Below are 11,872 nucleotides of genomic sequence, written 5' to 3' on the forward strand. Positions count from 1 at the left end.
TTAGTACCAGGAGTGGCAAAATAATTAGCAGCTGAAATAGAGTTACTAAAGCAGTCTATTATCCGCCAAATAGTTGGTTATATAATCGATGGAGAGTTTTGTGAGAAATATTATAGTTTTACTGGGGTTGCTGGCTTTATGTACTTCTTGTACATCAAATAAAGAGAAGCCTTTGATAGAAAACAAGCAAGAGTTATATTACGGTCGTAGTGGTGTAGTAAAATTTGTCACAGTTGAACAAGATTATTCATTAAAACAGTTTGCTGAAGTACAGGGTGTACCAGTATCTGAGATTGCTAGAGCAAATGGTTTGCGCACAGATGCTTATCTTTATGCCGGGCAGGTTGTAAGGGTCCCAATGTTTAGTACGCATCTTGAGGGAGAAGTCGTTTTTATACCAGATTCAAGTGATAAAGAACCTGAGTATGTGGAAGAAGTAAGGTCTTTAATGGGTGAACAAGATGATGTTGGTTTAGAGAAAAGTGGTGTTAGTGCTGGAAGTGCTTTAGAAAACGATTCTAGAATGACCAAAGGTGATAAAGGCGGTATTGCAGATAGTAGAGCTGCTGTGAATGCAGATTCAAAGAATGTTGCTACAAAAGGTTCCGCTAGTACTCAAACAAAAAGTGGCTTTAAATACTCAACACCTTTAAATTCTGACGAATTTATTTGGCCTCTGCATGGGAGGGTAGTATCGAGGTATAGTCAAGTTGCAGGTAAGAGTAATGAGGGAATAAATATAGCTGCGCCTGCAGGTACTAAAGTTCTTGCGATTGCAGGTGGTGAAGTTATATATGTTGGTAGAGAACCAAAAGTATATGGTAATTTGATTGTCATTAAGCATGATGGCGGTTATCTCTCTGCATATGCGCATAATGAGAAAATTTTAGTAAAGAAAGGTGCATTTGTGAAACAAGGACAGTCAATTGCTCTAGTTGGTGCGACTGGTTCTGTAAAATCACCGCAATTGCATTTTTCAATGCGTAAAGGGAAGAAAACTTTAAATCCTGAATCTGATACTGAATAAAGTGATTGATAGTCTTTTCGCGCTTTGTGATTTGCGATTCGGTAATGCTTTATAATATTATTTGTAGAGTATTAAGTGCAAGATATACAAGAAGAGTTGGTATTTCAGATTTTGATACGAAACTCGCAAAGTTATTTTGCAGACTCCTTTGGCATGATTTTCAAGTATTATTTCGTTAATTTTTTGCAAATATATATAATTATTTCACTCACAAAATTAACTTATACTCTAAAAAATCATGCCCTCAAAATTCGCGCGCGTATCACTTACTTGAGCGCAGTGCCTAGGAAGAGTGCATTTTGCATGTAATGATCAATATATAATTAGTGCTCTTGGCGGAACGCAAATTTTGAAAAGTATGACGACTATATAGCTTGAAATTTCAAAGCTAAAGTTAGATCCTCAGTTCACAAATTCCAAACGCTTCAGCGCGTTGCTGATTTTTTTTTCAATATATCAATGTCTCTAACTTCCTTAACTATAATGTTTTTTTGCAAATCACAGAGAGTAATAGCTCATTTTAGAAAAATACTTCACTCTTTATGTTGTTACAAAAATGCAATACGCTCTATAGTTAAAAAATTCGCTTGTAACTAGAAAAATTATATTTAGAATCTTTTTATATATTCCTGGTACTAATCAGGAATTTGCTTAGTCGTTTGTGTAGTTTCTTTTATTTTGAAGAGCCTATTTTGTTGCTCTATGCTTCACTATGCTGCAAATATTATATATTTTATATTGCATTTAAAATTTTAATTAATTGGGATTTTTTATAGAGTAATAAGATTGAATTGGAAATTTACTATAATGATTCAATATTTTTTTGCTTGTATTTTTTGTAGATGCGATTTTATAAAAGATATTGTGAAAAACAAAGAATCATAAAAAGTTCGTGATCAGAATGATATTAGGTCATGGCTGTTCTAGGCTTATATTAAAGAATTAAATATAAATATAACTCGAGAAATATTTTTGATGAAAAGAGTTTTTTATGCGGTGGCTCTAATAATTTGTTTATTGGGGCTCGGGTTTATAGCACTACGCGACATTTCTAATGATAATGATAGTGTTGTTGATAGTAATACTACATCTGCTGTTATGAGTGAAAAGGGTGATATAGCAGTAGAAGATGAATCTACTTCTACATCACAAACAGATAATGTTGCTCAGGATAGAAAGATGTATATTGCAATCATTATAGATGACATAGGTATAAATAAATCTACATTTGAGAATATAATTAAACTACCTAATTCTGTTACTTTAGGATTTTCACCTTATCCAGATGATGTGACAGAGTTAATTGCAAGAGCAGTAGATCTAGGTTTTGAAGCAATCATAAAAATTCCAATGCAGACTAAATCTTATCCAATGGAGGATCTTGGTCCTTATACTTTGCTTGATGATTTAAGTGATTATGAAAACGACTCTAGAGTACAGATAGTTTTTTCTCGCTCTGACGATATAGTTGGTGTGTATACTAACCCTGGTGAGATTATTACAGATTATATAGATAATGTTCGTCACATACTGAAAAGTTTTGCTATATTGCTTGATGCCTCGAAAAATCCATTAGTGTTTTTGTATTCTGATGAATATGATAAAAAGCCTATTACTAGAGCTGCTGCTGAATTAAATATTATGGAAAATATATGTTTGATAGATATTGCGCTCGATAATGGAGGTAGTAGTGAAGATATATTAGAAAAAATTGCAGATCTTGAGATGATTGCCAAATCAAGAGGAGTTGCAGTTGGTATAATACGTCCATATCAAGCTAATATAGAGATTCTTCAAAAGTGGATGGAAACGCTGAAAGAAAAACAGATTGAGATTAAACCGCTTACATTATTCATGAAAGAGAGGTCCAAGATTGCAAGTGGGAACTAAATTCTCTATCGCTTAAAAATCGATCATATAATGTCCAAACTAATCTGCTTGTCAAAAGCTGCGTAAATCAATTTATTCCTAATATATATCTATTATATACATATGAAGTGAAGCTTTGATGGTTTGCAGGGCATGATTTTTTAGAGTCTCAGTTAATTTCTGAGTCAGATATTATATATATTTACAAAGAAATGAATAGACCTCTTGCATAACCTCATTCTGAGCTAGAAATTTTTTGCAAAACGTCGCAACAATGATCTCCGTGAGTATTTTTATGTATTGGTGACAATAAAATCATAGTTTTGAACAGGTTATGCAAGAGGTCTAATGAAGTAATGCTTGAAAATCAGGCCAAAGGAGTCTGCGAAAGTGACTTTGCTGGGCAGTGCCTAAGCATTTTAAGAAGAAGTCTAATGTTAACCGTCCGTGTCTGGTATCTCTGTATAGTTATAGTGTAATTATAAATTCTACTAACAGCTTTTATAGCATTATAGAAGTGGTTTATTGCAATGATGTTGGAAATCATATAGAAATATGTATAACTGGAATTGCTAGTTGGTTTATCACTGATGTGATTTGTTGTGCTTCTAGCGTCTTAAGATAGTAATTTTTTATATACAGGTAACTTAAACAGTTATTTTTTGTATTTGTATAATCAATTTCAAAATTCATTATATTGTAATGGTATAAATCTTTTGATTTAGATGTTGCACTATAGCAGAAAATCTCTATGTAATGTTACTGAAATATACAGCTGATATACTTTAATTATTAAAGGAGTTATATGCATTTTAAGTGTCTGGTCTCTGTATTAATTTGCACATTTCTTGTATTTGGATGTAGTAAATCTTCAAGCAGAAAAGATAAGACTGGAGGAGATCCTAAAGATTTTAAAGAGAGAAGGGTGCCTAGAGAGAATGCAATGATTAGTAGAGGTGTTGGTGTTCGTTCTAATGTTGATTTGATGTCGAACCCTCCTAACAGAAATATGCAGGATGATGCGGTATTAAATCTTAGTAAGCAAAACAATACAGGAAATAATGTATATACTAGAACGAATTCTGATGAGAAGAAGACTAGTACTGGCTTTACTCAAAGTGTTTTAAATAGAAATGCAGCTTCAAATGTTCAAAGCACAGAAGGTGATAAGAAAACGATAGCAGATGGTAGTAAAGAAGCGTAGATTCTACTTTATTCTTTCGATAGACTTCTTCTGAAGGATGCCTGTTTCAGCTGCCAATTGCTTTGTCGCTTCCTCGTGCTTTTGTATGCTTCTTACAACTTGCTTTGCTAGAACAAGTTTTTCAGAAGAAGTCTAATATTTTCTGAGAATATTCGCTTGAGCATTGCATGTTTAACTTATAGAGTAATGTAGCTTTTGCTTTACGAATCTCTCTATAATGTTTATTTTCTGCTGTTGTCATATCTAAAATATTCAGTTAAACATTACTGCAATAAACATAAATTCTTTTCCATTCAAGATAAATGAAATGTCTGAACATATAAGGGACTTAGAGCAACAAGCAAATGATTCTGAAAATGAGAATGTAATTAGACCAAGTCTGCTGAGGGATTTTATAGGTCAAGAAAAGTTAAAGCAAAATTTGCATATCTTTATTTCAGCTGCAAAATCGAGAGGAGAAGCCTTGGATCATGTATTATTTTATGGTCCTCCAGGCCTTGGCAAAACAACTTTGTCGCAAATTATTGCTCAGGAATTAAATGTTGGTATTAAGGTTACATCTGGGCCTATGTTAAGCAAAACTGGAGAGTTAGCTGCAATTCTTACTAATCTTGAACATAATGATGTATTATTTATAGACGAAATACATAGGCTGAATCCATCAGTTGAGGAGCTTTTATATCCTGCTATGGAGGATTATTGTATAGATTTAGTCATAGGCTCTGGCCCGGCTGCGAGATCTGTGAAGATAAATTTGCCAAAGTTTACATTGGTTGGTGCAACTACAAGACTAGGTCTTTTAACGAATCCACTGCGTGATAGATTTGGTATTCCTGTCAAACTAGATTTCTATGATGCAGGTGAGCTATTAAAGATTATTTTAAGAGGAGCGAAAATATTTGAAGTGCAGATTGAAAAAGAGGCTGCAGAAGAAATAGCTAGATGCTCTAGGGGAACACCTAGGATAGCAATTAGGATTCTTAAACGGATTAGGGACTTTGCACAATATCAAAACAAAGCAGTAGTCAATTCAGACATAGTAAAAAATGCTCTGAATATGCTTGGTATTGATGTTTTGGGTCTTGATGCTTTAGATTATAAATATATCAGATATATAGCAGATTATTATGGTGGTGGACCTGTTGGAATAGAAACAATTGTTGCTGGGCTATCTGAAGATCGTGATACTATAGAGGATGCAATTGAGCCATATCTAATGCAGATAGGATTTATTAATCGTACTACAAGAGGAAGGGTTATAACTGCAAAATGTATGGAATATTTTGGTATAAAGAACGTAGGATGATTTTTGATAGAATATGTATTATTTTGCTATAATTAATATTATATTCGCTTCAAAAAGTTAATTTTAATGTCAAAACTTTATTTGTTTTGCAATAGAGCGAAGCAGAAAAAATTATCGTTTTTTGATTATATTTCTTTAAGATATAAGCTGTTTTTGCTTTAATACTAAGAGGTTTTTTGCACAAAAATTGCAATTATTTTTGCATAAAATGAGTGAAATCAATTGTTATTATAAGTAAAGCTTATCAAAAAGTTTAATGTTTTTATATTAACACTTTTCTTTTTATGTGTAAGATAATCTGCTATAACATTCATTTCTTCCAATTCTCTGGCTTTCTGAGTTAGTAGATTGCTTGTTTATACAAGCATGGGATTTGAATTTTTATTAGATTTAGTTGATTTTTGAATTTTGTTGTAGCTGGAGGTTGTATATGGCTGATGTTTTTGATCTTATAGTGATAGGTGCAGGTCCCGGTGGTTATGTCGCTGCAATTAGAGCTGCACAGCTTGGTCTAAAAACTGCAGTTATAGAGAGAGAAAATTTAGGTGGTATATGTTTAAATTGGGGCTGTATTCCAACTAAAGCAATGCTTAGAGCAGCTGAAGTTTATCATACAATTCAGCATTCCGAGGAATTTGGAATTAAGTGTGGAAATGTCAGTATAGATTTTCAAAAATTGATTGATCGTTCTAGAAAAATAGCAGGACAGCTAGCAGATGGTATTAATCACTTACTTCATAAAAATAAAATAAAGCATATTTCAGGCAGTGCTCGTTTTTTATCTAATAAGCTGCTTGAAGTAAAAGATGCATCTGGGAAGGCGACTGAAGTATCAGCAAAGAATATAGTAGTTGCAACTGGCGCAAGACCTAAGGTACTTCCGAATTTGGAGATAGATGGGAAGTTGGTTTGGGGATATAAAGAAGCTATGACGCCAAAAAAATTGCCTAAATCAATTTTAGTTGTTGGAAGTGGCGCTATAGGTGTTGAATTTGCAAGCTTTTATAACATGCTTGGAACAGATGTTCACATCATAGAAGTGGCAGAGAGAATACTCATGGCAGAAGATCAAGAGATTGCAACACTGGCTCATGCAGCATTCCAGAAACGAGGTATTACAATATCGACAAACTCAAAGATTACAAATGTTGTTAGACATAAAGATCATATTTCTATTGAATGGAAGTCAGATGACAAAGTTTTTAAGAAGGATTTTGAACATGTGATATCTGCAGTTGGTGTTCAAGCAAATGTGGAAAATTTAGGGTTGGAGAAAACAAAAGTTCAGCTAGAGAGAGGTTATATTAAAACAGGTAAGTATATGGAAACTGATGAGCCAAACGTTTACGCAATCGGGGATGTTACAGCTCCTCCTTTGCTTGCACATAAGGCTAGTCATGAAGGGATAATATGTGCTGAGCATATTGCAGGCCTTGCGCCAGAACACATGGATCGAAATAAAATTCCTGGCTGTACTTACTGTTATCCACAGATTGCAAGTTTAGGATATACAGAGCAGCAAGCAAGAGATCTCAAACTTGATGTAAAGATTGGAAAGTTTCCAATGATTGCAAACGGTAAGGCATTGGCAGTTGGAGAACCAGGTGGCATTGTTAAAGTGATTTTTGATGCAAAAACAGGAGAATTACTTGGCTGTCATATGATTGGACATGAAGTTACTGAGATGATACATAGTATTGGTCTTGTTAAAGTATTAGAAGGAACAGAAGAGGATATAATTCATAATATATTTCCACATCCTACAATCTCTGAAGCGATGCATGAGGCTGTTTTAAGCGCATATGGAAGAGCTATACATATTTAGTAAATAACTAGCTTATGCTGTATGAGGAAAAATATTGCTAGTGAGATTAATCAACACGAGTAAATCTTTAATAATTTATTACGTGATAACTCACCTTTTATAATTTCTATATATGACTTTGGTATATCAAAATATTCAGAAAGCAATTTTATTAGTGCAACATTAGCCTTGCCATCAGTAGCTTGTGCAGTAACCTTTACTTTTATATGTAATATTTCATCATCAGCAGCACTAAGAATCTCAATCTTATTTTGCTTAGCATTAGGTATCACTTTTACACTCACAAACTTTTCAGACACAAATATTAATCCATTTTTCAAAACTATGCTTTTTAGCAAACGCTATGAAGACAGTGCCTAATTTAGCTATATTTCATTGAAGAATAGTATGTAGCTACACATCATCACCGGAGATTTTGACAAAGTCTGTAGCAACTTCTTTTGTATGTCCAATATTCTTCGCCATTTCTATAGCACCTTTGCTATCGTATTTGAGCATATCTCTAAGCAAAGAAAGCATTTTAGCATGTTTATTATCTTTCGGGAATCTAAGCTTAAAATCTTCATATAAATCTTCAAAAAGCTTGATTTCATTAACTAAAATATAAGCTATAGATTGCTTTAATAGTCTAATAACATCATGAGATGTCAAACGAGTATCCTTATACCTGATAGAATATATATAAGGTTCAGAAAAATCATTAAATTCTTTCCACTTTTCTTCCGACCATAATATCTTCATCTTTATTTCATCTGCTTGTTGTGATAAATCTCCTTTTAATATATTGATAGCAGCCTCACTATTTCCAGATGCATATAATGCCTCTGCACTCATATATCTGCGCTCTTTTGCAATTAAGTCTGGTAAATTTTGATAAGGAGCACCAAAAGCAAGTATCTTGAGAGCGTTAATAGGCTTTTGATTATATATATATATATGCATCAGCTTATTGATAGCACGTTCCTTTTTTATACCAACTAGCCTATTACGTACCTGGTGTTCCAGAAGATCTGAAGCTTTGTTTAAAAGATCAAGTTCAATTAAGTAATCTGCAATATTAAGTATAACTTCATCTCCTAAATATCCTATAGGTAAAAGATGTTTAAATTCATAAAATAACTCCAGCTTCTTTAATGGTGCATCATACCGCTGTCCCTTGATCAAGAAATAATTTATGAACAATTGACTCATATCACTTGTTAATCTTAATGCTTCTATAGTGTTTGGATAGTCATCCAAAACCATTTGACCTATTCTAAGTGCCTGCAATAGCTGATCCTGACTATTATAAGAAGCATATAGATCTTTCAAGATACTCATCTCGAGGCCGTTGACTCCTGGTCCGCGCCATATTACTCTTAAATGCTCAAGTTGATCAGTAAATTCGTCACTTGCGATTTTGTTATTATTATGTAGGACTTTTGCTTTTAGCCAGCTGCATTTTATATAATGTATAGGATCATTTCTACTAGCTATGCATTTATCAAACATTTCGATTGACTTATTAATCTTATGCTGAGTTGCGTATAGTACTCCAGTATCAGAGTATAGCCTGTTTTGTTCTGATTCAGGTAATTTGAATGTTTTTAATACAGTAATTATCCTTTGAGCCATATCTACAGAACCATTGCTTACCTTATCACCCAAAATATCAAATCCGATTTTTGAGAGAAGAAAGGTAGGATAATTCTGCATAAAATTTGACTTATAGTCTTCAAACAATGCTATAGTATTAGAACGTCCGAAGTATTTATAAGAATCTGCCATCTTATATGCTATCATTACCTTCCAGAACATAACCTCTTGGCGGTGCACTATTGGCACACTCTCTATATCTATAGAATCAATTAAGTCATAAGATTTTTCATAGCGACGATTCATATATTGAGCAACAGCATTAATTAAGGTAGCTCTATAGCTGATTTTTATAAGACCGCTTTCGCTTTGTGCCATCTTGACATATGCAACTGCTTCAGGATACATCTGATTTCCCAAGTAGAATAAGGCTAAATTTAGTTTTGCGATTGGTCTATAAGATGCTTTTCCTGTTATTACATCATGTCTTAAATATTTTTGTGCATCCATAAAATGCATCTTAGGCAAATCTTCAAAATTTAATAATGAATGCCTACTTGTGCGTGCATCATCTATTGACTTAAGACTATAATCCCATAGCGTGGATGAAATATTTAAACCACTTGCACTTGTGATAATTATACTAGAATCAAATGAAGATATCTTAATATCATCTGAGATTCTTTCAATAACAGCACCTTGAATTGTGTTAATCAAATTAAGATCAACAAATTTATAGTCCACCTCAACTCTTCTATTCTCAGTATCAACAGGTATAACAGACATCATATTACCTGTTACTGGGTCTCTATAATCAATGATGGAAGTTATTTCTCCATCCATCATTAACTCTATATTAGGAGTAGGAAGTGCCATTGGTCTAACAAACAAAGGTATTCCATAATATCTCTGATGTTGTTTTGAAACCTCAAGTATCCAACTATTGCCACTCTGAGAAAAGGTGACACCAAGGTTTGTATCTCCTAAGGTAAGCCCTATATCAGCCGTGATATAAGTTGCATTGCGATCGATATTATATTGCTCAAGGTTATATAACTTAAGTTTATTTGGCAGTATTGATGATCTGCCTGCTAAACTGCGGCTGTGATCTTGGAAATCCAATTCTGCGTACTGATCAAATATTATCCAAAGTTTGTTGTTTCTGATAAATGCGGCTGCTTTTACAGGAGAGTTCCAAAAGAATGTAACAACTGCACCAGAACTATTGCTTTCAAAGCGAGTAACAATCCTTTCAGACTGAGGAAGTAATTGTTTTACTTCTTTCTCTACCTCAATTCCAGCTTTATCAAACAAATTCACCCTTCCTTTATCGATGCTACCTGTATGAAGCTGTAAAGCTTTACCGCTATCATTTTTTTCTATAGTACCGATTTTTTGAGCACCTTTTTGTTTTGCTGCTTTCTCTTCTAAATTACTAGATATAACCTTTGGCTTTTTTACACTCCTGCGGCTAACTTTTTGAGGAGGCTTCTTTTTTGCACGCTGTACTTTAGATGCAGCTCTACTATTATTCACCTTTTGTAGTTTGTCTGCTTGATTAACAACCTTTTCTTCATCTTTCATATTCTTCAGCAATAGCAACGGCTTATCAGGTTCAGCTGAAATCGCTACAGGCAGTAAAAAAGTACTGCAGACGAATAACAGCAGAACAAAAACTAACACGCTGCTTTTATTTAAAAAATACCTCATCATACAATACACATAAAATTAATGAATCAAGCAATAAACAGCATCATCATTCCGCTCAAGTAACGGTTTACAGGATAAAACCTACATAGAACTATGCTGTCATCTGAATTACATATCTGGTAACTAACATGAGTATCATTAAAACCTCTTATTTTATTATATCTAAACTTGAATAAAATTGTTAGTAATACGGTAGCTCGAAATTTGCTCTGCTCATCTAGGAGACGATAAGAAAAGCACAAATTAAGATCTTTAATGATTCTAAGACTCAACAATAAATATATACTAATCGGATTTAAATATCTCAGTCAGAGTGACGCCGATCTTATTATCAACTAGCACTATCTCACCGCGTGCAACTAGCTTATCATTTATACAGATGTCTATTGCATCTCCAACTTTTTTGTCCAATTCAACAACAGCACCTTTATTAAGTTTAAGAATCTGGTTCACTTTTAATTCAGCATGACCTAGTATAGCAGATATCTTCAGTGGAATATCATAGACTGCTTGGAGATTTATCTCTCCGCCAACGTCTGCTTTTTGTTGTGCTTGATTGGATATATTACTTTGTTGGTCTAACATTTATACCTCTAATTTAATACCAATTAAAAAAATTATTAAGCATCGTCTGTTTTTGAAAGATAACTATCAAGCACAGAATCCAAGTCTTCAAGCAAGATATCAATATTCCTAGAAATAGCGCCTCTATCAAAATCAATCACACAATCACCTTGTGCTATATCATCTTTTGCTAATAAAACAATTTTTGTATTAGGATTACACATGCTTGTTATCTCATTCATACAGTCAAAAATTGCTTCATAATCCTTAGTGCTTACTTTAATGCTTATTGATGGTTCAGTATAAACCTTGTGCATATTCTTTCTTAAAAAATCCAAAATCGAATCAGTAGAAAAACGCTCAGCTACTGAACCAACTACCTTACGCAAAAATACATTTAATAAAGCACCAAAATCCTTAATCATTTCATCATATTGATTTGTAACTACAGCGCCTATCTCATCAATTCTACTCATGATTGCAGATAATAACAGAAAATTTTTTTCCTGTACTTTATGTTGTTCATCTTCATACTCCATCTTAGCGATTTTCATGCCTTCTGACATGGCATCAGATTTTAGTGCCTCAATTTCTTCTTTTGAATATTTTACAAATTCACATGAGTTGATTACCGAGACGGCAGGAGCTTGGTTTTTAACACTTGTGACAACTTCTTGAACACTTGCCTCACTGTATTCTTGTTCATTACATTTTATATGTTCAGCATTTACAGAAGGACATTTATTCATTTCTAAAACGAAATCTGTCAAAGGAAATTTAGTAATGGCCATA

The 11,872-nt window shown here is 33.4% G+C and carries 9 protein-coding genes; 5 read left to right on the plus strand and 4 right to left on the minus strand.

Going from position 1 to position 11,872, the window contains the following annotated elements:
• Positions 1 to 100: 100 nt before the first annotated feature.
• From AACL20_RS02760 to lpdA, 5 genes are all read left to right on the plus strand, one after another.
• The gene (locus AACL20_RS02760) at positions 101 to 1,027 is read left to right on the plus strand and encodes a LysM peptidoglycan-binding domain-containing M23 family metallopeptidase (RefSeq protein WP_339052551.1); all 927 of its coding nucleotides are present in this window, start codon (positions 101 to 103) and stop codon (positions 1,025 to 1,027) included.
• Between the two features lie 975 nt (positions 1,028 to 2,002).
• Positions 2,003 to 2,917: a divergent polysaccharide deacetylase family protein gene (locus AACL20_RS02765; RefSeq protein WP_339052665.1), complete on the plus strand. Its 915-nt coding sequence runs from the start codon at positions 2,003 to 2,005 to the stop codon at positions 2,915 to 2,917.
• 784 nt (positions 2,918 to 3,701) lie between these two features.
• Entirely contained in the window at positions 3,702 to 4,100 is a 399-nt protein-coding gene (locus AACL20_RS02770) for a hypothetical protein (RefSeq protein ID WP_339052553.1), read from the plus strand.
• A gap of 307 nt (positions 4,101 to 4,407) precedes the next feature.
• Positions 4,408 to 5,406, plus strand: coding sequence for a Holliday junction branch migration DNA helicase RuvB (ruvB, locus tag AACL20_RS02775; protein WP_339052554.1), 999 nt, complete (start codon positions 4,408 to 4,410; stop codon positions 5,404 to 5,406).
• 430 nt (positions 5,407 to 5,836) lie between these two features.
• Positions 5,837 to 7,231 carry a dihydrolipoyl dehydrogenase gene (gene lpdA / locus AACL20_RS02780; RefSeq protein ID WP_339052555.1) on the plus strand — a complete coding sequence of 465 codons (1,395 nt, stop codon included), beginning with the start codon at positions 5,837 to 5,839 and terminating at the stop codon, positions 7,229 to 7,231.
• A 50-nt stretch (positions 7,232 to 7,281) separates the two neighbouring features.
• Here the strand turns inward: lpdA and AACL20_RS02785 are convergent, their stop codons facing one another.
• From AACL20_RS02785 to AACL20_RS02800, 4 genes are all read right to left on the minus strand, one after another.
• Positions 7,282 to 7,530 (minus strand): DUF167 domain-containing protein, encoded by a 249-nt coding sequence (locus AACL20_RS02785; RefSeq protein ID WP_339052556.1) that lies wholly within the window; start codon positions 7,528 to 7,530, stop codon positions 7,282 to 7,284.
• Positions 7,531 to 7,624: 94 nt separating this feature from the next.
• Positions 7,625 to 10,390 (minus strand): hypothetical protein, encoded by a 2,766-nt coding sequence (locus tag AACL20_RS02790; RefSeq protein ID WP_339052557.1) that lies wholly within the window; start codon positions 10,388 to 10,390, stop codon positions 7,625 to 7,627.
• Between the two features lie 411 nt (positions 10,391 to 10,801).
• Positions 10,802 to 11,101 (minus strand): flagellar motor switch protein FliN, encoded by a 300-nt coding sequence (gene fliN, locus AACL20_RS02795; protein WP_339040441.1) that lies wholly within the window; start codon positions 11,099 to 11,101, stop codon positions 10,802 to 10,804.
• Between the two features lie 35 nt (positions 11,102 to 11,136).
• On the minus strand, positions 11,137 to 11,871 hold the full coding sequence (locus tag AACL20_RS02800) for a hypothetical protein (RefSeq protein WP_339052558.1): 735 nt from the start codon (positions 11,869 to 11,871) through the stop codon (positions 11,137 to 11,139).
• Between the last annotated feature and the right edge of the window lies 1 nt (position 11,872).

This window comes from Candidatus Lariskella endosymbiont of Epinotia ramella, from assembly GCF_964019805.1.
GTDB lineage: Bacteria > Pseudomonadota > Alphaproteobacteria > Rickettsiales > Midichloriaceae > Lariskella.